Annotated in this window: 22 protein-coding genes and 1 riboswitch; of the genes, 19 read left to right on the forward strand and 3 right to left on the reverse strand. The window is 26.0% G+C overall.

The window, feature by feature from the left end; all coding sequences use genetic code 11:
* The first annotated feature begins 54 nt into the window (after positions 1 to 54).
* The 3 genes from D3Z33_RS13345 to D3Z33_RS13355 all read left to right on the forward strand — a co-directional run bounded on the left by D3Z33_RS13345 (position 55) and on the right by D3Z33_RS13355 (position 3,272).
* A complete protein-coding gene (locus D3Z33_RS13345; RefSeq protein ID WP_160198308.1) occupies positions 55 to 2,016 on the forward strand; it encodes a fructose-1,6-bisphosphatase in 1,962 nt (653 codons plus the stop codon).
* Between the two features lie 87 nt (positions 2,017 to 2,103).
* Complete coding sequence (locus tag D3Z33_RS13350; RefSeq protein WP_160198273.1) at positions 2,104 to 2,445, forward strand: ferritin-like domain-containing protein; 342 nt, start codon at positions 2,104 to 2,106, stop codon at positions 2,443 to 2,445.
* Between the two features lie 41 nt (positions 2,446 to 2,486).
* Complete coding sequence (locus D3Z33_RS13355) at positions 2,487 to 3,272, forward strand: family 1 encapsulin nanocompartment shell protein (protein ID WP_201750535.1); 786 nt, start codon at positions 2,487 to 2,489, stop codon at positions 3,270 to 3,272.
* Positions 3,273 to 3,304: 32 nt separating this feature from the next.
* On the opposite strand, the gene D3Z33_RS13360 is transcribed toward D3Z33_RS13355, so the two are convergent.
* From D3Z33_RS13360 to D3Z33_RS13370, 3 genes are read right to left on the reverse strand one after another with little or no spacing between them, the layout of a single operon-like run.
* Positions 3,305 to 4,105, reverse strand: coding sequence for a MetQ/NlpA family ABC transporter substrate-binding protein (locus D3Z33_RS13360; RefSeq protein ID WP_160198274.1), 801 nt, complete (start codon positions 4,103 to 4,105; stop codon positions 3,305 to 3,307).
* Positions 4,106 to 4,117: 12 nt separating this feature from the next.
* Positions 4,118 to 4,771: a methionine ABC transporter permease gene (locus tag D3Z33_RS13365; RefSeq protein ID WP_160198275.1), complete on the reverse strand. Its 654-nt coding sequence runs from the start codon at positions 4,769 to 4,771 to the stop codon at positions 4,118 to 4,120.
* Positions 4,755 to 5,777 carry a methionine ABC transporter ATP-binding protein gene (locus D3Z33_RS13370; RefSeq protein WP_160198276.1) on the reverse strand — a complete coding sequence of 341 codons (1,023 nt, stop codon included), beginning with the start codon at positions 5,775 to 5,777 and terminating at the stop codon, positions 4,755 to 4,757. The genes D3Z33_RS13365 and D3Z33_RS13370 overlap by 17 nt, the downstream gene beginning before the upstream one ends.
* 47 nt (positions 5,778 to 5,824) lie before the next feature.
* A riboswitch (SAM riboswitch) is annotated at positions 5,825 to 5,925 on the reverse strand.
* Positions 5,926 to 6,050: 125 nt separating this feature from the next.
* Between D3Z33_RS13370 and D3Z33_RS13375 the strand changes: the two genes are divergently transcribed.
* From D3Z33_RS13375 to D3Z33_RS13450, 16 genes are all read left to right on the forward strand, one after another.
* Complete coding sequence (locus D3Z33_RS13375; protein ID WP_160198277.1) at positions 6,051 to 6,677, forward strand: regulatory protein RecX; 627 nt, start codon at positions 6,051 to 6,053, stop codon at positions 6,675 to 6,677.
* Between the two features lie 292 nt (positions 6,678 to 6,969).
* Entirely contained in the window at positions 6,970 to 8,769 is a 1,800-nt protein-coding gene (locus D3Z33_RS13380; RefSeq protein ID WP_160198278.1) for an ABC transporter ATP-binding protein, read from the forward strand.
* Positions 8,770 to 8,783: 14 nt separating this feature from the next.
* Complete coding sequence (locus tag D3Z33_RS13385; protein WP_160198279.1) at positions 8,784 to 10,607, forward strand: ABC transporter ATP-binding protein; 1,824 nt, start codon at positions 8,784 to 8,786, stop codon at positions 10,605 to 10,607.
* A gap of 52 nt (positions 10,608 to 10,659) precedes the next feature.
* Positions 10,660 to 11,217, forward strand: a complete 558-nt coding sequence (locus D3Z33_RS13390) for a methyltransferase family protein (protein WP_160198280.1) — start codon at positions 10,660 to 10,662, stop codon at positions 11,215 to 11,217.
* Between the two features lie 180 nt (positions 11,218 to 11,397).
* Positions 11,398 to 12,003 (forward strand): hypothetical protein, encoded by a 606-nt coding sequence (locus D3Z33_RS13395; RefSeq protein WP_160198281.1) that lies wholly within the window; start codon positions 11,398 to 11,400, stop codon positions 12,001 to 12,003.
* Between the two features lie 51 nt (positions 12,004 to 12,054).
* Entirely contained in the window at positions 12,055 to 12,324 is a 270-nt protein-coding gene (locus D3Z33_RS13400; protein ID WP_160198282.1) for a hypothetical protein, read from the forward strand.
* 146 nt (positions 12,325 to 12,470) lie between these two features.
* Positions 12,471 to 12,914 (forward strand): CBS domain-containing protein, encoded by a 444-nt coding sequence (locus D3Z33_RS13405; protein ID WP_160198283.1) that lies wholly within the window; start codon positions 12,471 to 12,473, stop codon positions 12,912 to 12,914.
* A 16-nt stretch (positions 12,915 to 12,930) separates the two neighbouring features.
* The gene (locus D3Z33_RS13410; RefSeq protein WP_160198284.1) at positions 12,931 to 13,533 is read left to right on the forward strand and encodes a LolA family protein; all 603 of its coding nucleotides are present in this window, start codon (positions 12,931 to 12,933) and stop codon (positions 13,531 to 13,533) included.
* Positions 13,534 to 13,551: 18 nt separating this feature from the next.
* On the forward strand, positions 13,552 to 14,742 hold the full coding sequence (gene alr / locus D3Z33_RS13415; protein WP_160198285.1) for an alanine racemase: 1,191 nt from the start codon (positions 13,552 to 13,554) through the stop codon (positions 14,740 to 14,742).
* A 68-nt stretch (positions 14,743 to 14,810) separates the two neighbouring features.
* The gene (locus D3Z33_RS13420) at positions 14,811 to 15,158 is read left to right on the forward strand and encodes a CopG family ribbon-helix-helix protein (RefSeq protein ID WP_160198286.1); all 348 of its coding nucleotides are present in this window, start codon (positions 14,811 to 14,813) and stop codon (positions 15,156 to 15,158) included.
* Positions 15,158 to 15,508, forward strand: coding sequence for a type II toxin-antitoxin system PemK/MazF family toxin (locus D3Z33_RS13425; RefSeq protein WP_160198310.1), 351 nt, complete (start codon positions 15,158 to 15,160; stop codon positions 15,506 to 15,508). The genes D3Z33_RS13420 and D3Z33_RS13425 overlap by 1 nt, the downstream gene beginning before the upstream one ends.
* A 162-nt stretch (positions 15,509 to 15,670) precedes the next feature.
* Positions 15,671 to 16,531: a YitT family protein gene (locus D3Z33_RS13430; protein ID WP_160198287.1), complete on the forward strand. Its 861-nt coding sequence runs from the start codon at positions 15,671 to 15,673 to the stop codon at positions 16,529 to 16,531.
* 57 nt (positions 16,532 to 16,588) lie between these two features.
* The gene (locus D3Z33_RS16785; protein ID WP_160198288.1) at positions 16,589 to 17,029 is read left to right on the forward strand and encodes a protease complex subunit PrcB family protein; all 441 of its coding nucleotides are present in this window, start codon (positions 16,589 to 16,591) and stop codon (positions 17,027 to 17,029) included.
* A gap of 112 nt (positions 17,030 to 17,141) precedes the next feature.
* Positions 17,142 to 19,526, forward strand: a complete 2,385-nt coding sequence (locus D3Z33_RS16995) for an AAA family ATPase (RefSeq protein ID WP_160198289.1) — start codon at positions 17,142 to 17,144, stop codon at positions 19,524 to 19,526.
* 119 nt (positions 19,527 to 19,645) lie between these two features.
* Entirely contained in the window at positions 19,646 to 20,764 is a 1,119-nt protein-coding gene (locus D3Z33_RS13445; RefSeq protein WP_160198290.1) for an ABC transporter ATP-binding protein, read from the forward strand.
* A 236-nt stretch (positions 20,765 to 21,000) separates the two neighbouring features.
* Positions 21,001 to 21,966 (forward strand): PucR family transcriptional regulator, encoded by a 966-nt coding sequence (locus tag D3Z33_RS13450; RefSeq protein WP_160198291.1) that lies wholly within the window; start codon positions 21,001 to 21,003, stop codon positions 21,964 to 21,966.
* Positions 21,967 to 21,984 lie beyond the last annotated feature (18 nt).

Raw genomic sequence — 21,984 nt, forward strand, 5'->3', positions numbered from 1 at the left:
TAATACATAATAAATGAGGTGAGAAGATTGAATAAAATCAAAATAGACGAATTAATGAAAGATAAGGATTATTTGAAGTTATTAGCTGAAGAATATCCAACTATATCTTCAGTTTCATCTGAAATAATAAATTTGAATGCAATATTAAATCTTCCTAAAGGTACTGAGCATTTCCTAACTGATATCCATGGGGAATATGAAGCTTTTAGTTATGTACTTAGAAATGCATCAGGAGTTTTAAAGCTTAAAATAGATGATCTTTTTGATGACGAATTAACTAACGAAAAAAAGAAAAAATTAGCTACACTTTTATACTATCCAGAAGAAAAATTAGATTTAATAAAAAAAGAAGCAGTTGATATAGATAGTTGGTATAAAGATACATTGATAAGGTTAATAAAAATTTGTAGAGTAGTTTCTTCAAAATATACACGTTCAAGAGTAAGAAAAATGTTACCAAAGGATTTTTCTTATATTATAGAAGAATTATTACATGAAGAAGAAGAAAGATTAAACAAGCATGATTATTTTCATAACATTATCCATACAATAATAGACATAGATAGAGCAGATGAATTTATAATAGCTATTTCAAATTTAATTCAAAGACTTGCAATTGATAGACTTCATATAATTGGAGATATATATGACAGAGGGCCATTATCTCATAAAATATTAGATGATTTAATACTAAGAAGAAGCTTTACAGATATTCAATGGGGTAATCATGATATATTATGGATGGGGGCAGCAGCAGGTTCACTTGCTTGTATTACAAATGTAGTAAGAATAGCTTTAAGATATGCAAATTTAGCTACATTAGAAGAAGGATATGGAATAAACTTATTGCCTCTTGCTACATTTGCACTTGATATATATAAAGATGATGAATGCAAAAACTTTATTCCTAAAAAACCTATAGAAAATTATTATCAAGAAAAAGACTTAGAATTACTTTCAAAAATGCATAAAGCAATTTCTATAATTCAATTTAAAATAGAAGGACAAATTATAAAAAATAGTTCTAATTATAAAATGGAACATAGACTTTTACTTGATAAAATAGATTATAATAATTTTAGTATTACAATAGAAGATAAAAATTATAAATTAAATGATAAAAACTTTCCTACTATAGATCCAAATAATCCATATATATTAACCAAACAAGAAGAGAGGATACTAAATAGAATAAAAGAATGTTTTTTAGAAAGTGATAAACTACAAAAACATATAAAATTCCTCTATTCTAATGGAAGTATGTATTTAAAATATAATTCAAATCTTTTATATCATAGTTGTATACCATTAAATGATAAAGGAAAATTTAGAAAAGTTGAATTAGGGGATGAAAAATTATATGGAAAGAAATTATTTGATAAACTTGATTTTCTAGCGAGAATGTTCTATTTCAATAATGATCAAATAGATAAAAAATTATATGGGGAAGATATAATGTGGTATTTATGGTGTAATGGTGATTCCCCACTTTTCGGTAAGGATAAGATGACTACTTTTGAGAGATATTTTATTGAGGATAAAATGACACATATTGAAAAAAAAGATCCATATTATAAGTTTAGGGATAATGAAAATGTATTAAATAATATATTAGAAGAATTTGATTTAAATCCTTACTCATCCCATATAATAAATGGGCATGTACCTGTAAAGGCTTCAAGTGGAGAAAGTCCAATAAAAGCTAATGGTAAATTACTAGTTATTGATGGTGGTTTTTCAAAAACATATCAATCAAAAACAGGACTTGCAGGGTATACATTAATATATAATTCATATGGAATTAGACTTGCATCTCATGAACCATTTGAGTCTAAGATAAAAGCGATTAAAGAAGAAAAGGATATATTATCAACATTAGAATTACTTGAAAAAATGGATAAGAGAAAATATATATATGATACTGATAAAGGTAAAGAGTTAGAAGAAAGAGTAGAATATCTTAAAAAGTTATTGTCAGCTTACAGAATGGGATTAATAAATGAAAATGTACAATGATTTTTTGAAATAGATTTTTGTTTAACAAACAATATTCAGGGTAATATTTGTTAAGGAAAGACTTATTATATTAGGAGGGATTTTAATATGAAGGATTATCATGAGCCAATGGAGTTATTAGATGAGCATACTAGAGATTGTGTTAGAGCATTAAATAGTTTAAGAGAAGAGGTAGAGGCAGTAGATTGGTACCATCAAAGAGTTGCTGCTGCTACAGATGAGCAATTAAAAGCTGTTATGGCACACAATAGAGACGAAGAAATAGAACATGTAGCTATGACATTAGAATGGTTAAGAAGAAATATGGATGGATGGGATGAAGAATTAAGAACTTATTTATTTACTGATGATCCAATTCTTGAAGTAGAAGAAAAAGCTGAAGCTGAAGAAGATAGCAATACTGATTTAGGAATTGGAAAATTAAAATAATATTAGTTATTTAATTTTATTTTTTTGAAAGGAGAATTGTTATGTTAAAAAGAAATTTAGCACCTATATCAGAGAATATGTGGCAAGAGATTGATCAAAGAGCAAAAGAAGTACTTTCAAATTATTTATCCGCAAGAAAAGTAGTTAATGTTTCAGGACCAAAAGGTTGGGAGTACAATGCAATTTCAGAAGGACGATTAGAGCCTATTGAATGTGAAGAGGAAGTATGCTCAGGGGTATATAAAGTAAAACCTTTAGTAGAATCTAGAGTAGAGTTTGAGTTAAATAGATGGGAAATGGATAATTTAGAAAGAGGAGCAAAGGATGTAGATTTAGATAATCTTGAAGAAGCTGCTAAAAAAATAGCTTTATTTGAAGAAAAAGCTATTTTTAATGGGTTTAAAAAAGGAATGATAGAAGGTCTTAAGGATGCTTCATCTCAAGAAAAAATGAACTTTGGTAATAGCGGAGATGATATATTAAAATCAGTATCTCAAGCTATGATAAAACTTAATAGAGCATTTGCTGGTAAGCCTTATGTTCTTGTTGTAGGTGAAGAAGCATACCAAAGAATAAACGCAAATTGTATGGGCTATCCATTACTTAAAAGATTAGAAGATTTATTAGGAACAGAAATTGTATATAGTCATGTAGTAGATGGAGCATATTTATTACCATATAATCATGAAGATTTAGAAATGACTATAGGAAAAGATCTGTCTATAGGATATCAAAATAGTGATAATGAAAAAGTTAAATTCTTTATAACAGAATCATTTACATTTAGAGTATTAGATCCTAATATAATTATAGAATTTACTTTATAAATCATATTAAAAAGACTCCCTAGGGAGTCTTTTTAATATGCAGTAACCACGCCACCATTATAATTTTCCTCTATAAAGTTTTTAATTTCATCACTTTGAAGAGCTTTAACTAAAACTTCTAAATTTTTATTATCTTTATCTTCTGGTCTTATAGCTATTATATTGGCATAAGGAGACTCTTTTCCTTCAAGTAGTATAGCATCTTCTGTAGGCACCAAATCAGCCTCTAAAGCATAGTTCCCATTTATTACAGCTAAGTCAACATCATCAAGTGACCTTGGTATTTGAGCTGCTTCAAGTGCTTTAAATTCTAGTTCCTTAGGGTTTTCTACTATGTCTTTCTCTGTTGCAAGTAAACCGGCTTCTTTATCTAATTGTATTAATCCTTCATTTTCTAAAAGTAAAAGAGCACGACCGCCATTTGTAGGATCATTTGGTATAGCAATTGTACTTCCTTTTTCAATTTTTTCTACATCTTTATATTTGTCAGAATATAGACCTAATGGCTCTACGTGAATCTTTGCAAGGGCAACTAGATCAGTATCATTTTTTTCATTAAAATCTTCAAGATAAGGTGTATGTTGAAAGAAATTTGCATCTAATTCACCATCTGAAAGAGCTAAATTTGGTTTTACATAGTCAGTAAATTCAACTATTTCTAAAGTTATACCATCATCTGCTAACTTTTCTTTTACTTCATTTAATAGTTCTGAATGAGGAATAGGAGTTGCTCCTATTTTTAAGGTGCTTACATCTTCTTTTTCCTCTGCCTCGTTACCACATCCTACAAAGATTAATGTTACTAAAGATAATACGATTAATAATTTTTTCATTTTATCATACTCCTAACGATTTTCTAATAATTTAAATGCTATTTTATTACCTAAAGATTGTACACCTTGGACTAATATTATTATGGCTATAACTGCAATAAGCATTACACTTGCATCAAAACCATAATAACCATATCTTATTGCTAAATATCCAAGGCCTCCAGCTCCAATGGCTCCTGCTATAGCTGAATAGCCAATTAAATTTATAATAGTTAAAGTCATACCTAATATTAATGAAGGTAAAGCTTCAGGTACTAAAACTTTAAATATTATTTGCCTTGTAGTAGCTCCCATAGATAAAGATGCTTCTATTACTCCATAACTTACTTCTTTCAATGAAGATTCAACTACACGTGCAATAAAAGGAGCTGCTGCTATAGATAGTGGAACTATAGTTGCTGTATTTCCAATGGAAGTTCCTACAATTAATTTTGATAAAGGTGATAATATCAACATAAGTATTATAAATGGAAAGGATCTTCCAATATTTACTATGAAGTCTAATATGCTATTTAATTTTAAATTAGGCACTAAACTATTTTTTTGAGTAATAAATAATATTATCCCTAATGGAAAACCTAGCAAAAATCCAAATACAGAAGATAATGATACCATAAATAATGTTTCTAATAGGGGGGTATATATAAGATCAAATATCTCTTTCATTTGTTATCACCTCTGCTTTCACATTATTTTTAGTTAAAAAATTTATGCTTTTATTTATTTCTTCCTGATTGCCATTTATTTGTATGGTTAAATTACCAACACTTGTGCTTATAAGTTTATCTATATTTCCAGAAAGAATATTTATTTCTACATTAAAATCTTTTGCTATTGTTGATATTATAGGTTTTTTTGAAGATTCTCCTATAAAAGTTAATTTGAATAATTTGGAGTTTTCAGTATTAGTAATATCTAACTCTTCTATATCATCATTATGCATAGATTCTATAAGTCTTTTAGTAATATCTGTTTTAGGATTGAAAAATACTTCATCTACATTACCCTTCTCTACAATTTCTCCATTTTCCATAACAGCTACTTTATCACAAGTTCTTTTAACAACTTCCATCTCATGAGTTATCATAATGATTGTAAGGTTTAATGTTTTTTGTAACTTTCTTAAAAGTTCCAATATCGATTTTGTTGTTTCAGGATCAAGTGCAGATGTAGCTTCATCTGATAATAATAAATTAGGTTTATTTGCTAGAGCTCTTGCTATTGCTACTCTTTGTTTTTGTCCTCCGCTTAGTTGCGATGGATAAGCATATTTTTTATCACTCAGTCCTACAAGTTCTAATAAGTCGTTTACTCTTTTAGATATTTCATTCTTATCTACTTTTGCAATTTGTAAGGGAAATGCAACGTTGTGAAATACATTTTTTGAACTCAATAAATCGAAGTGCTGGAATATCATACCTATTTTTTTTCTTGTTTTTAATAATTCTTTTTTATTTAAATTAGTAATATCAATATCATTTATATAAATATTCCCTTTATCAACATTTTCTAATCTATTAATAGTTCTTATAAGAGTTGATTTACCAGCACCACTTAGGCCAATAATTCCATAAATTTCACCATTTTTAATATTTAAATTTATATCTTTAAGAGCTACTATATTTTTATCTTTAGTCTTATACTCTTTATATACATTTTTAAGTTTTATCATATTTTCCTCCTTAATAAAAAAAATCCTCTATGAAAGAGGATTTTCCTCCCTCATCTTTCGGCATATGCCGCTGGAATTAGCACCTTATGCATAATGCATTGGTTGCTGGGTTTCATAGGGCCAGTCCCTCCACCTCTCTAGATAAGAGTTTCGATATTTTTTTATTGTTTTCAATTATATATCTATAATTATTATATGTCAACAAGAAATATTCTTTTTTTTAGAACAAATTTATGAGATAATATTTTTAATAGATATAGGGAGGTAAATTAAATGCCTAAAATTACAGATATTAAAGATTCCAAAAAAACAACAGAAAGAGTTCATATATATATAGATGGGGAGTATTTTAAAACTACATTGAAAGAAATAAGTTTTGGATTGAATTTATATATTGGAAAAGATATTGAAAGAAGCATATTAGATGAAATGATTTTAAAGGAAGACTTTATAAAGTGCAAAAACAAAGCATTACAGATAATAAGTGCAGCTCCACAAAGTGAAAAAAATTTAAATATCAAATTAAAAAAATATAATTTTAATGAAGATATAATTGATAAAGTTATTAAAAATTTAAAGGAATACAATCTAGTAAATGATAAAAATTTAGCTAGTTCTATTATAAAGGATAAGAGAAATTTAAGTCACTTTGGAAAAAGAAAGATATATTATGATCTAATAAAAAAAGGAATCGATGAAAGGATTGCTCAAGAAGAAATCTCTAAGTTAGAGGATAATGATTTAGAATTAGAAAATGCAGTATTTCTTTCTAAGAAAAAAGTAAAATTGATAAAAGAGGAAGATAGAAATAAGGTTTACCAAAAATTAGCAAGACATTTAACATATAAAGGCTTTAGTTATGATATAGTAAAAAAAGCTATAGAAAAAACTCTGAAATAAATATTTTTTAAAAATACTTGAAATTTTCTAAAAACTGTATTATAATTATATTGGTAAATAACTTAAAGGAGGTCGTAAAAATGAAAATGCTCAATATGAATAAATTTATAAAAATTAAATATAATACGACCTACACAAGTTATATCTAATATTAACTTAATTTTATCTGTAGGTATGTAGATATCTATGGTTTTTTTATGTCTAATTATCAGAAAATAAAAATGATTATGTATTAAAGGCGATGGATTTATAAATCTATCGCCCTTTTTTATGAACAAGGAGTGTGAAAAGATTGAATAGTTTAAAATTATTATGGAAATTCATGAAAGGAAATAAGTTGCTTTATCTAGCTTCTATATTAAGCATAGGAATTGCAACATTGGCATCAATAATTAACCCTTTAGTATTAAAAATTTCAATTGACTCAGTTATTGGTGATAATCCTATAGATGCGCCAAATATAATTGTAAATATGATTAATAGTATAGGAGGAGTAGTAGTACTTAAAAGAAATTTATGGATATTAGCATTTGCATTAATTTTTCTTACTATAATTCAAGGTATATTTTTATACACAAAAGGAAAGTGGTCAAATAGTGCTGCAGAATCTATTGCTAAAAATATTAGAGAAAAATTATATGATCATATTCAAAACTTACCTTATAATTATCATGTTAAGGCAGAAACTGGAGATCTTATTCAAAGGTGTACATCTGATTTAGATACAATCAGAAAGTTTTTAGCTATACAATTTGTAGAAATAGGAAGAGCAGTTTTTATGATTATATTTATCGGTATAATAATGTTTTCTTTGGATGTTAAAATGGCATTTATATCGATGTCAGTAGTGCCAATAATATTTTCTTTTTCAGTAATATTCTTTTTGATGGTAAAAAAGGCATTTAAGCTTTCTGATGAAGCTGAAGCAGAATTATCAACAGTGCTTCAAGAAAATTTAAATGGTGTAAGGGTAGTAAGAGCTTTTTCAAAAGAAAAATTTGAAATAGAAAAATTTGATGAAAAGAATGAAAACTTTAGATATTTAACCTATAGATTAATTAAGCTTTTAGCAGGATATTGGGCTTTATCTGACCTGTTAAGCTTAATACAAATTGCACTTGTTTTAATATTGGGAGTTTATTGGACTGTTAATAATGAGATAACACTTGGTACATTAGTTGTATTTACTACATATGAAGGAATGCTTTTATGGCCTGTAAGACAATTAGGTAGAATTTTAACTGATTTAGGTAAGTCATTAGTTTCACTAGATAGAATAGGAGAGATACTGGAAAATCCTATTGAAAAAAAAGAAAGTCATGAGATTATGCCTAAAATAAATGGGAATATTGAATTTAATAATGTTTCTTTTTCATATGAAAATTATAATAAAACATTAAATAATGTATCATTTAAAGTGAAAAAAGGTGAGACAATTGCAATAATGGGGAAAACTGGTTCAGGTAAATCCTCATTAGTACATTTACTTGCTAGATTATATGATTATGACTCAGGATCCATAAAGATTGATGATATAGAATTAAAAAATATAGATAAAAAATGGATTAGAAAAAATATAGGAATAGTATTACAAGAACCATTCTTATACTCAAGAAGTATAAAAGATAATATAAGTATTGCAAATTTAAAAGCTAAAGAGAATGAAATTGTTGAGTCTGCAAGAATTGCATCTATACACAATGTAATATTAGGCTTTAATAAAGGTTACGAAACTCCTGTAGGAGAAAAAGGTGTTACTTTATCCGGTGGACAAAAACAAAGAATAGCAATAGCAAGAACTATTATAAATGATAGTCCAATATTAATTTTTGATGATTCATTAAGTGCAGTAGATACAGAAACTGATTTAACAATAAGGAGTGCTTTAAAAATGAGAAAAAAAGATGTGACTACATTTATAATTTCTCATAGAATTACTACTGTAGCTGAAGCAGATAGAATTATAGTATTAGAAGATGGAAAAATTGTTGAAATGGGAAACCATAGTCAATTAATTAAAAGAAATGGTTTATATAAAAAGGTATTTAAGATTCAAAATGGTCAAAATTTTGAAAAAGAAAATATAGTATAAAATGGGGTGACAATATGACAGGTTTTAAAGAAGAAGAATACAGTAAGAATTTAAATATAGGTATTTGGAAACGAATATTTAAATATATGAAAAATTATAAGAAGCATTTATACTTATTAGGATTTATAATGCTGAGTGTAGCAGCTATAGATATAATATTTCCATTGATGACAAAAAGGGCAATTGATAATTATGTGGTACCAGGGAATACAGATGGTTTAATTCGTTTTTCATTTATATATTTAGTGTTAATATTAATTCAAGTTATAAATGTAGGTGCTTTTATTGCAGTTGCAGGCAAAGTAGAAATGGGAATTCAATATGATATAAGGAAATTAGGCTTTAAAAAGCTACAAGAATTGTCATTTACTTATTATGATAAAACACCAATAGGGTGGATTATGGCAAGAATGACTTCTGATGTAAGAAGATTGGGAGAAACTATATCTTGGGGGATTGTAGATTCTGCATGGGGACTTACATTTATGTTAGGAGTAGGAATAGTTTTATTTGTTTTAAACTTTAAATTAGCTCTTATTACACTTTCTGTTGTTCCTGTATTAGCTATTATAAGTGTTTATTTTCAAAATAAAATATTAAACTCTTATAGAGGAGTAAGGAAACTAAATTCACAGATTACAGGTGCATTTAGTGAAGGAATATCTGGAGCTAAAACTACAAAAACTTTAGTTAGAGAAGAAGAAAATTTAAAAGAATTTAAAAATTATACATCAAGTATGAAATTGATATCCATAAGGGCTGCAATATTTTCGGCTTTATTTTTACCAATAGTGCTAACTCTTGGTAGTATAGGTACTGGACTTGCATTATGGTTTGGAGGAAGAGCTGTAGTTTTTGGAGAAATTACCTATGGTACACTTGTAGCATTCTTATCCTATACAGCATTGTTTTTTGAGCCAGTTAGAGAATTAGCTCGTGTATTTGCAGAACTACAATCTGCTCAGGCTTCTGCTGAAAGAGTATTATCATTAGTAGAAATGACTCCAGATATAAAAGATACTAAAGATGTTATATTAAAATATGGAGACATTTTAAATCCTAAAGAAGAAAATTGGGAAAATATTAAAGGGGATATAGAGTTTGAAAATGTATCATTTCAATATCAAAATGGAGAAAAAGTATTAGATAACTTTAATTTAAAAATTAATGCAGGGGAGACAGTTGCTTTAGTTGGTGAAACAGGTTCTGGAAAGAGTACAATAGTTAATTTAGCATGTAGATTTTATGAACCAACTGAGGGCAAAATTTTGATTGATGGAGTAGATTATAAAAGTAGATCATTGTCTTGGTTACATTCTAATATTGGTTATGTTCTTCAAAGTCCTCATCTTTTTAGTGGAACTATAAGAGAAAATATACGTTATGGCTCTAAAAATGCAAGTGAAAACGACATAATAGAGGCTGCAAAAAGAGTAAATGCTCATGAATTTATTGAAAAATTAGAAAAGAAATATGATACTGAAGTTGGTGAAGGTGGAGGTAAATTATCTACTGGTCAAAAACAATTAGTATCTTTTGCTCGTGCTATAGTATCTAATCCATCAATATTTGTATTGGATGAAGCAACGTCGTCTATTGATACTGAAACTGAGAAGAAAATACAATATGCAATAGAAAAAGTTTTGAAGAATAGGACTAGTTTTATAATTGCTCATAGATTATCTACTATAATAAATGCAGATAAAATACTAGTAGTTAAAAATGGTAAGATAATAGAGCATGGAAATCATAATGAGCTATTAAAGTTAAAAGGTTATTATTATAAACTTTATACAAATCAATTAGAAGAACAAAATACTAAAGAATCATGGGTTTAAAATAAGTTTAATTTTTACAATATGAGGTAAATATATTATAAGGAGGTGCTTTATGAGCTTAAGTATATTTGATTATATTTTTATAATTATTAGTGTTTTATGGTTATTAGAATTTTTATTTTATCCTTCGATTAATAGAAAGGATGAAATAAAAAAAGATACATTTTATATGATTTTAGTTACTATTTTACTTATAGTTATTATTAATAGTGTAATGACTTATTTTAATATAGGAATAATCTATATTAAATGGATTAAAGTAGTGGCATTAATAATTTACTCTTTAGGATTGATTTTAAGGTATTGGTCATTATTCATAATTGGAAAAAAATTTTCAAGGTATGTGCAAGTAGACGAAACCCAAGATTTAGTAATTAAAGGCCCATATAGAATATTAAGGCACCCCTTATATTTAGGATTATATTTGCTTACAATATCAATACCACTTTATACTGAAAATTTTTTAGTTTTTATTTTCTCTGCATTTATTATGTTTAGAATACTTAAAATGAGAATGGATGAAGAAGAAATTATTATGGAAAAAGTTATAGGGGAAAGGTATATACATTGGAAAGAGAAAAGATTTAAGTTTATTCCTTTTATTTACTAGAAAAAGAAGGATTTAAATTTTATTTAGATCCTTCTTTTTTTATTATGGAAATTTGATCAGTAATAAATGTTAAAAATCTAAAATTAGAAAACAATGTATAATAATTATTTTAAATTCGTTATATTATACTATTTTTACTTTGAAGAAAAAGGAGTATAATATAATTGGGGGTGAATAAAATTGTCATTTAAAGATATAAAATTAAATTATGATATTATGGCTAAAAATAATATACCATTATTAGTTAATAGTTTTGAGTGGAAAAAGATGTTTGGGAATTTAGATAATAATGATATTCAAAATGCTAAAAAAGAATTATTAGAACATTTGAGAAATCAAAGAAAATATAAAAGTGATCTAAAAAAGTTACAAAATAAAAAAAGAGATATTATGGTTGATATAGTTAATTTATCTCATAAAGTAAATAATAATGACAAGAATTCTATAAGTAAATTAGAACTATCAAGAAGTGAAATGTTAGAAATAAATAAAGAAATAGAAAATCTGGAAATAGAATTAGACAATATGCCTAGTAAAATAAGACATTCTAATTTTGAGCTATTAAATATAACAATAAAGATAGCATATCAAGATTTAAAAATAAAGGAAAAAAAATTAGTACCAATTTATAACGAAATAGAAGAATTGCGAATTAAATTAAAAGAACTTATTGAAAATAAAAATGATTACGAAGAAGAAATAAACAACGCTTATACATTTTTACATAATATGATTGGAAAAGAAGAAATTGAAAAGTTAGATCAGAATTTTTTAGAGAAAAATTAATTAGCTTAGAGTAGCTATAAATTTAGCTTTATTTAGAAATGAGGAGATAATTTGAAATTTGATTTAATATTGTTTTTTTTGCTTATAATAAGTGGTATAGAGATATTCACTAGTATATTCACAAGGCCTTTACTTAAATTTGATAAGAAAGGTCAAAAACGAGAAACAAAAGTTTATACAGTAGTAAAATTAATATTTATAGTATTATTTATAGGTATTACTATATATTTTTTATATAGAGCAGTATATACTTTAGGAATATTACTTGATATTCCTGTAGATAAAAGTTTATTAGATATTATACGAGGTCTTACAAAATAAAAACTTAATGTAATAATAAGTATGAATATAAGAATAATATATTAAATATCAGGCTATTTAAAGAATATTAATATATTTTGATATAGTAGGTACAATAAGGGGTATAAATATTTTAAATTTAAATATAAAAGATAGGAGGGGTTTGATTGAAGGCTAAAGATATAATGACTAAAAGTGTGATAACAGTAACAGAAGATGACATAATAGAAGATGTGACTAAAGTTTTAATAACGAATAAAATTAGTGGAGTTCCAGTAGTGAATGAGGAACAAGAAGTTGTAGGAATTGTAACAGAAACAGATTTAATATTTAGAGACAAAAATGTAAATATGCCGTCGTATGTTCCATTATTAGGAGGATTTATTTTACTTGAGTCTGTAAAAAAGTTTGAAAAAGAATTAAGAAAGGCTGCTGCATATAAAGTTAAAGATGTTATGACATCTCCAGTAATTAAAGTTTATGAAGAAGATGAAATTAGAAAAGTAGTAAATATTATGTTAGATAGGAGAATTAACAGAGTTCCTGTTATAGATAGAGATGGAAAATTAAAAGGAATAATAGCTAGATCAGACATTTTAGCTCATCTTTAATAAAGGGGTGTACTAATTGAATAAGTTATTTGTTGTGATTGTTTTATTGATAGTTATTTTTACTATATCATGCTCTAATAAAAATCCAACAAATGAAGAATTATTTAATGAACTAGTAAAAACTATAAATAATATAGAAACTTATTCTGCAGATGTAAATATATCTATAGAAAGTAATAAAGGGAAAGAAAAATATTCTGCTAAGCATATATTTTCTAAGCCTAAAAAATATAGGATTAAATATTTAGATGAAAAACAAGAAATATATTTTGATGGTAAAAATTTACATTTAATATATCCTAATATTGATAAAACAAAAATTGTTTTAGAAAGAAAAAAAATTGAACAATATAGTACATTATTTATAGGATATTTCTTAGAGCTTATTCAGACTTCTGAAAAAATTGAAATGGAAAGTGATAAAGATTTTTTAATTATTAACTTAGAATTACCAGGAAATAGTGCTAAAAGAAGAAATCAAAAGATATGGTTTTCAAAAAAAGATTTTAAACCAAATAAAATGATAATAACTGACATCAATGGAATAGAAAATGTAGAAGTTAAATATGAGAACTTAAACTATAATGTTACACTAACAGAAGATATGTTATTTGAATAATTTATAAGAGGTGATTAATTGCTAGATTTAAATAACACAAGACCTACATGGGTAGAGATAAACTTAGACAACTTAGCTCATAATATGAAAGAAGTAAAAAATATAGTTAAAAAGGATACTTTGATAACAGCAGTTGTAAAAGCCAATGGATATGGTCATGATGCAGCAGAAGCATCTAAAACTTTTCTGAAGAATGGTGCAGATAGGCTTGCTGTAGCTACATTGTCTGAAGCTATAGAATTAAGAAATTCAGGAATAAATGATACACCTATATTAATATTAGGTTATACTCCAAATTCACAAGCTGAGTATTTACTAAAATATAATATTATAAGTACTATATATTCATTTAATCAAGCACAATTACTATCAAGGTCTGCATTAGAACAAAATAAAATTTCAAAAATACATATAAAAATAGATACTGGAATGAGAAGATTAGGATTTGAATCTAATGCAAAATCTATTGAGGAAATACTAAAGATATCAAAATTACCTAATATAGAAATAGAAGGAATATTTACTCATTTTGCTTGTGCTGATGAAGAAAACAAAAGATTTACAAGGTTACAATTTACAAGGTTTAAATATATAACAGATGAATTAGAAAAAAGAGGGTTAAGGATTCCAATCAAGCATGTATCTAATAGTGCTGCAATAATTGATTTGCCAGAATATAATCTTGATATGGTAAGAGCTGGTGTGATGTTGTATGGATTGTATCCATCTATGAATGTAGATAGAAAAAGAGTTGATTTAAAATCAGCAATGAGTTTAAAAACTAAAATTTCATATGTTAAGTGTGTAGAAAAAAGTGAAGGAATTAGTTATGGTCATATATATGTAACTAATAAAACTGCAAAAATAGGAACATTACCAATAGGTTATGCAGATGGATTTACTAGAATATTGAGTAATGACATAGAAGTAACATTAAAAGGAAAAAAGGTTAATGTATTAGGAAGAATTTGTATGGACCAAACCATGATTAATCTGAGTGAAGTAATGAATGCAGAAATAGGAGATATTGTAACAATTTTTAGTGGTGAAGAAAAAAATACTAATAGTATTGATGATATTGCCCATAAATTAAATACAATTAATTATGAAGTAGTTTGTATGATAGCTAAAAGAGTTCCTAGAGTTTTTGTTAAAGGAGATAATTTTATTAAGGTAAAAGATTATAATTTACATAATATGAGTATATAAATTAGTATTAATTACTCATTTGAAAATGTTCATATACTACTATATAATCAGGTATATACTTTACTTCAATGGAATATAATAATAATAAGTATATAAATTGGAATTATATTATCTTAATAAATTTATCCGGAGGTGCACTAATGGCCGAATCTAAAAAAATAGTTGTGAGCATGCCAAAAACTTTATTGAACGAAATTGATGGAATAGTATCTATTGAGAAGAAAAATAGAAGTGAATTTATTAGGGAAGCTATGAGGCTTTACATTAGAGAGAGGAAAAAGATTCAAATCAGAGAGAGAATGAAAATTGGATATAGAGAAATGGCTAATATTAATTTAGCTTTAGCTGAAATAGGAATTGAAGCAGATAATTGTGAACTCTGTGATTATGAGTCGAAGCTGACGGGATGTGATTAATATTGATTAAAAGAGGAGATATATTTTATGCCGACTTAAGTCCTGTTATTGGTTCTGAACAGGGAGGAGTTAGACCAGTTTTAGTTATACAGAATGATGTAGGAAATAAATATAGCCCTACTATTATTATAGCTGCTATTACATCTCAAATTAATAAAGCAAAATTACCTACACATATTGAAATAAATGCTAGTGAATATGGTTTAACAAAAGATTCAGTTGTACTATTAGAACAAATTAGAACAATAGATAAAAAGAGACTTAGAGAAAAAATTGGACATTTTGATGAAGATATGATGAAAATAGTAGATGAGTGTTTGAGAATAAGTACAGGCCTTGCAGAATTTTAAATTAAAATATATTTTAAAATTAGAAATCATATGATTTCTAATTTTTTATTGCTAAAAAGTTGTTCTAATAGAAATATACTTTTATATTAAATATTAAATATATGTTATATTCTTTTTTAAAACTTATTTGATAGTGTAAAATATATAAGAAGAGGTGATAATATGAAAAACAAAAAATGGTATAAGTACTTTATAGACTACGTTGCAATAACATTCGGTACTATTATAATGGCGTTATCATTAAATATGTTTCTAGGACCAAATACTATAGCGCCAGGTGGAGTCTCAGGTATTGCAATTGTTATTCAAAAGATAACAAATGGATTTGTTAAAATTGAAGTTACAAATTTACTTATAAATATTCCACTATTTATTGGAGGAGTATTAGTTTTAGGAAAATCATTTGGTGCAAAAACACTATATGCAACAATAGGATTATCTTTTTTTGTAAAAATTTTCCCGAATTCAGTAGCTACAAGCAATCTTTTACTAGCCTCTATTTTTGGAGGGCTTCTTATAGGCATAGGTATAGGTATTATATTTAGATTTGGTGGGACTACTGGAGGAACTGATTTAGGTGCAGCAATAATAAATAAATATTTCCCAGGATTAAGTATACCTAAAATTATGATGAGTATTGATTTGATAGTTGTAGTTTTTGCAGGAATAGTAGATAAAAAGTTAGATACAGCATTATATTCTATTATTTCACTGTATATATTAGTAAAGGTGATAGATCAGATACTAGAAGGGCTTAGTTATAGTAAGGCATTTCTTATAATATCCAATAATCCAGAAAAATTAGGCAGTGCAATTTTAAAAGAAATTGATAGAGGTGCTACTATTTTGAAAGGTAAAGGAATGTATACTGGCAATGATAGAAATGTATTGTTATGTGTAGTAAATAGAGCTGAAATAACTAAATTAAAAAACCTTATTAATAAATTAGATAAAAATGCATTTGTTATGGTAACAGAAATTCATGAAGTACTAGGAGAAGGGTTTACAGAAATTAAATCATAATTTTCATACAATCATAATACTATTTAATAAAGAACTTTGTTTAGATGGGGGGATTGTGTGAATAAAAAATGGTGGGTACTTATTTTTTTAACTATAGTTATTTTAGGAATTATTTTTATTCCTAAAATTTTAACTGATAAAGGAGATGAAAAAGTGTCTTTTGATATTATTAAAGAAGATGATATCCCTAAAGAAATAGAAGAAATATTGCCTAAGTATCAAAAGGAAGAACGTGCACTTGCATGTAAAGTAGATGATAAGATTTATATAGTAGTTACAAGAGGAGAAAAAAATACTGATGGTTATGATGTAACTATTCAATCTATAGAGAAAAAGAAAAATAATGGAAAGTTTGATTTAATAGTATATGCTGAATATACGGATCCGAAGCCAGATGAAATAGTACCTCAAGTTATTACTTATCCTACTGTCATAGCAGAAACAGAATTAGAAAAGTTACCTGAAAAAATAGATTTAAAAACAAATTATATAGAATAATCATCAGAATTAATTCTGATGATTATTTTTTATATATAATTGTAATATCTGAATGAATTCTAATATACAATTTAGGGTATAAATGTTTTAAATATTTGAGTGGAGGGGTTTCGTGGATAAATATAAATTAGGCTTAGATAAATTAAAGAATGAATGTAATACTGATTTATTTGATTTTGAAACTACTGAAGAAGTAGATAACTGGGAAGGTATAATAGGTCAACAAAGGGCCATAAAAGCGCTTGAATTTGGGATGTCTATTTACAGAGAAGGCTATAATATATATGTATCAGGACTTAACGGTACAGGACGTAACAGTTATTCTTACTCTCTTGCAAAAGAACATTCTAAATTAAAAAATAATAGTAAAGATTGGTGTTATGTATATAGTTTTCAAAAGCCTGAAAACCCTAAAGCAATTTCTCTTAAAAAAGGAAAAGGGAAAATTTTCAAAAAAGAAATGGGTGAACTTATAGATATATTAAAGGAAAAAATACCTGAAAACCTAAGTTCAAAGAACTATGAAGAAAAATTAGACAATTTATATAAAAACCATAAACAAATAATTCAAAAGATTATAAATGAACTAAATAATATTTCAAAAGAATATGATTTTAAATTTGAATATACTGAAAAAGGTATTGTAACTTTTCCTATTGTCAATGGTAAGCCAATGTCAAAAGCTCAACTTAATGATCTAGATGAAGAAGAAATTAAAGAATTAAAAGCAAAATCTAATAATTTACAATCTGTAACATTTGATATTATTGAAAAATTGAAAAATCAAGAAAATAATTTGTTATATCAAATATCATATTTAGAAAAAAGTATTGTTAGTGAGACAATAAATACCCAATTAAAGTCTGTAAATAAAATATTTGAAGATAATAAAAAAATCATAAAATTTTTAGAAGAAGTAAAAATAGATATTATAGAAAATTATGATAGATTCAAAAATACAAATACATCAGATAGTCAAAAAGGATTAGATTTATTACAGCAAAAAGCTAATCAAGATGACTTTTTTATAAGGTATGAAATAAATTTATTTATTGATAATAGCAGATTAGAAGGAGAAGCTGTAATTAGAGAATTAAATCCTACATACCATAATTTATTAGGTAAGATTGAATATGTAAACCAATTAGGAGTATTAAAAACAGATCATACTAAAATAAAACCTGGATCTTTACATGAGGCTAATTGTGGATACATAATAATACAAGCAAAAGACATATTAAAAAATAAATTTGCTTGGGAAGGATTAAAAAGATCTTTAAAATCTAATCAAATAAAAATAGAAAATGTATTTAAAGAAAGTTTGCTATCACAAACATTAAAACCTGAACCAATTACTTTAGATGTGAAAGTTATTATAATTGGGGATCATTATATTTATCAACTTTTATATGCGAATGATGAAGATTTTAAGAAATTATTTCGTATAAGAGCAGACTTTGATATTGAGATGAAAAGAACAGAAAAAAACATGAAACTTATAGCTAAATTTATATCATATCATTGTAAAAAAAATAAGTTATTACCTTTTAATAAAGATAGTATTGGAAAAATAATAGAATATTCTTCAAGGCTTGCAAGAGATCAAAAAAAGTTAACATGCAGATTCAATTATATAGTAAAGTTATTATATGAGGCAGATGCTTTAGCAAGATGGGAAAATGAAAATATTGTAAATAAGGACCATATAAAACAAGCTTTAGATAGTAAAATATATAGAAATAATCAATATGAAACAAAATTACATGAATTATTTAAAGAAGGAACTTTATTAATTGAAACAAATGGATATGAAATAGGACAGATTAATGGCCTTGCTGTACTTGATTCAGGTGAGTATTCTTTTGGTAGGCCTAATCGTATAACAGTTTCTACATTTGTAGGAGAAGATGGAATAGTATCAATTGAACGGGAAGTAGAACAAAGTGGCAGTAGTTATGATAAAGGAGTATTAATTTTAAATGGATATATAGGAAGTAAATTTGCTAAATTTAAACCATTATCATTATCTGCAAGCATTACATTTGAACAGTCATATGGCATAATAAATGGTGATAGTGCATCTAGCACAGAATTATATGCATTGTTATCTAGCTTATCAGATATACCTATAAACCAAGCAATAGCAGTTACCGGTTCTATAAATCAAAAAGGTGAAATACAACCTATAGGAGGAGTAAATGAAAAAATTGAAGGATATTATAAAGTTTGTAAAACAAAAGGCTTATTAGGAGGAGAAGGAGTTATAATACCTCATCAAAATGTAACTAATCTTATGTTATCTGATGAAGTTATGGATTCAGTAAGACAAAATAAATTTTCAATATATTCTATAAAAACAGTAGATGAAGGAATAGAAATTTTAACAGGAGTAAAAGCAGGAAAAATTAATGAGAATGGTGAATATCCAGAAAATAGTGTTTACTATAAAGTATCTAAAAAATTATCTAAGTTTGTAGAATATACTAAAGATAAATAGTAGATTATTGTATATTTAGCTAAAAAACATTAGAAATGTTGTATGAAATGTCAATAGAAAAAATACCTATTACACGATATAATTAAAGTATAGAAAAATTAATTATTCGGGAGGTACACATGTCTGGTTTAACATTTAAGAATTTAGAAAAAGTTTATTCTGGAGGAGTAAAAGCAGTCGAGGATTTTAATTTAGAAATAAAAGATAAGGAATTTATAGTTCTTGTAGGACCATCAGGATGTGGAAAGTCTACTACATTAAGAATGGTAGCTGGTTTAGAAGAAATATCGGGTGGTGAATTATATATAGGAGATAAACTAGTTAATAATATTCCACCAAAGAATAGAGATATAGCAATGGTATTTCAAAATTATGCATTATATCCACATATGACAGTCTATGATAATATGGCATTTGGTCTAAAATTAAGAAAAGTATCTAAAGATGAAATAGATAAAAAGGTAAAAGAAGCAGCAAAGATATTAGGGATTGAATCTTTATTAGATAGAAAACCTAAAGCATTATCTGGAGGTCAAAGACAAAGAGTTGCCCTAGGAAGAGCCATAGTAAGAAATCCAAAGGTATTTTTGATGGATGAACCATTATCTAATTTAGATGCTAAGTTAAGAGTTCAAACTAGAACAGAGATTTCAAAACTTCATAAGAAATTACAAACTACTTTTATATATGTAACACATGATCAAACTGAAGCTATGACTATGGGAGATAGAATAGTTATAATGAAAGATGGACTTATTCAACAAGCTGACACTCCAAAGAAGGTGTATGAAAATCCTGCTAACGCTTTCGTAGCTGGTTTTATAGGAAGTCCACAAATGAACTTTTTTGATGGCAATATTGAATCAACTGATGTAGATAATTGCCATTTAGTATTAGATAATAGTGAAGTGAAAATAAAAATTCCAGAAGGAAGAGCAAAAATATTAAAAGATAATGGCCACTTTGGTAAAAAAGTAATAATGGGAATAAGACCAGAAGATATACATGATGAAAAAGCTTTTATAGAAGCTTCAGAAGATAGTTCATTTAAAGCTATAGTAGAAGTAACTGAAATGATGGGTTCTGAGACATATTTATATTTAAATATATTTGGTAATAGTGCAATTGCAAGAGTGAATCCAAGAAATAAATCTAAGGCAGGAGATGAAGTGTCTTTAGCCTTTGATACTAATAGAATTCATTTGTTTGATAAAGAAACAGAAAAAGCAATATTTTAAAAGTCTCTTTTCATTTAATTTAAAATAAAAAAGAAAGTAGAAATTTTAAAATTTCTACTTTCTTTTTTTATTTGTGTTATCATAGATTTTATGGTATTATTTAATAAGGTTTTATTACGTTTAGATTACAATAATTATAAAAGAAGTATAAATTATTACTTTATTATTACAAAAAAAATGATATTTACTCTTTTAAAATATAAAGAAATTTATTATAATAGTATTCAGGTGATCTTATGTCAACCAAAATCCAGCTACAAGAAGAGTTAAATATTATAAATTTGTCAACTTCATATGATTTATATGTAGATACGGTTAAAAATGAGGATAAAAATTTAATTTATAATTATAATAACAATGAAAACAATTATTATATATATAGCAATCTAGAAAATATTACTACTAATGAAAAAAATATATTAAGAATTTTAATTTCAGAAAAACTTAACATTTATTCTAATGATACCCATTCAAACAAAATATTAAACAATATACTTAAAAACAATTTAAATACTGAGCAAATTGCAGAAAAATTAAATTGTTTATATATAAATAAAAATGATAAATTAGTTATTATTGGGTTGAAAATTTATAAAAGAGACAGATTAAATGATGCATTTGAAATATTAGTTAATTTAGAAGAGATTGACATAATATCAATTTTTGATGATGAATTTATTCTGATAGTTGTAAATAATAGTATAGAAAAAGCGGTTGAATTGTCTAGATTAATAGTAGAATTAATAGAAATTGAGATGTTAGAGAATATTAATATAGGAATAAGTAGTAGTGATATCGCTATAAATATCAAGAATCTTTATAGAGAAAGTATTGATACCATAAAAATCACAGAAAAATTTAGTATACCAAGTAATGTGAATTTATATAAAGATATATTTATTTATAAAGTAATATCACTTATAAATTATGATGATATAAAGAAATTATATGAAGATATAGAAGAGTATAAAATTAATGAATTAAATAAAGATGATATTAAAACGGCGGAAGTTTTTTTGAATTTAAGTTTAAATATAAGTGAGTCGGCTAGAAAACTTTATGTTCATAGAAATACACTTATTTATAGATTAGAGAAAATAAAAAAACATACAGGATTAGACTTAAGAAACTTTGAACATGCACTTAAGTTTAAATTTATTTTAATTTTAAAAAGTTTTATAAATTATAACAAAAGAAAATAGAACATTAGACAGGAGTGA

Source organism: Senegalia massiliensis, from assembly GCF_009911265.1.
Taxonomy (GTDB): domain Bacteria; phylum Bacillota; class Clostridia; order Tissierellales; family SIT17; genus Anaeromonas; species Anaeromonas massiliensis_A.

Coding starts and splice junctions, on each gene's coding strand:
- D3Z33_RS13390 (WP_160198280.1), top strand. CDS start 10,660: ATGAGCTTAAGTATATTTGATTATATTTTTATAATTATTAGTGTTTTA.
- D3Z33_RS13430 (WP_160198287.1), top strand. CDS start 15,671: ATGAAAAACAAAAAATGGTATAAGTACTTTATAGACTACGTTGCAATA.
- D3Z33_RS13350 (WP_160198273.1), top strand. CDS start 2,104: ATGAAGGATTATCATGAGCCAATGGAGTTATTAGATGAGCATACTAGA.
- D3Z33_RS13355 (WP_201750535.1), top strand. CDS start 2,487: ATGTTAAAAAGAAATTTAGCACCTATATCAGAGAATATGTGGCAAGAG.
- D3Z33_RS13365 (WP_160198275.1), bottom strand. CDS start 4,771: ATGAAAGAGATATTTGATCTTATATATACCCCCCTATTAGAAACATTA.
- D3Z33_RS13375 (WP_160198277.1), top strand. CDS start 6,051: ATGCCTAAAATTACAGATATTAAAGATTCCAAAAAAACAACAGAAAGA.
- D3Z33_RS13385 (WP_160198279.1), top strand. CDS start 8,784: ATGACAGGTTTTAAAGAAGAAGAATACAGTAAGAATTTAAATATAGGT.
- D3Z33_RS13370 (WP_160198276.1), bottom strand. CDS start 5,777: ATGATAAAACTTAAAAATGTATATAAAGAGTATAAGACTAAAGATAAA.
- D3Z33_RS13345 (WP_160198308.1), top strand. CDS start 55: ATGAAAGATAAGGATTATTTGAAGTTATTAGCTGAAGAATATCCAACT.
- D3Z33_RS13450 (WP_160198291.1), top strand. CDS start 21,001: ATGTCAACCAAAATCCAGCTACAAGAAGAGTTAAATATTATAAATTTG.
- D3Z33_RS13445 (WP_160198290.1), top strand. CDS start 19,646: ATGTCTGGTTTAACATTTAAGAATTTAGAAAAAGTTTATTCTGGAGGA.
- D3Z33_RS13420 (WP_160198286.1), top strand. CDS start 14,811: ATGGAATATAATAATAATAAGTATATAAATTGGAATTATATTATCTTA.
- D3Z33_RS13360 (WP_160198274.1), bottom strand. CDS start 4,105: ATGAAAAAATTATTAATCGTATTATCTTTAGTAACATTAATCTTTGTA.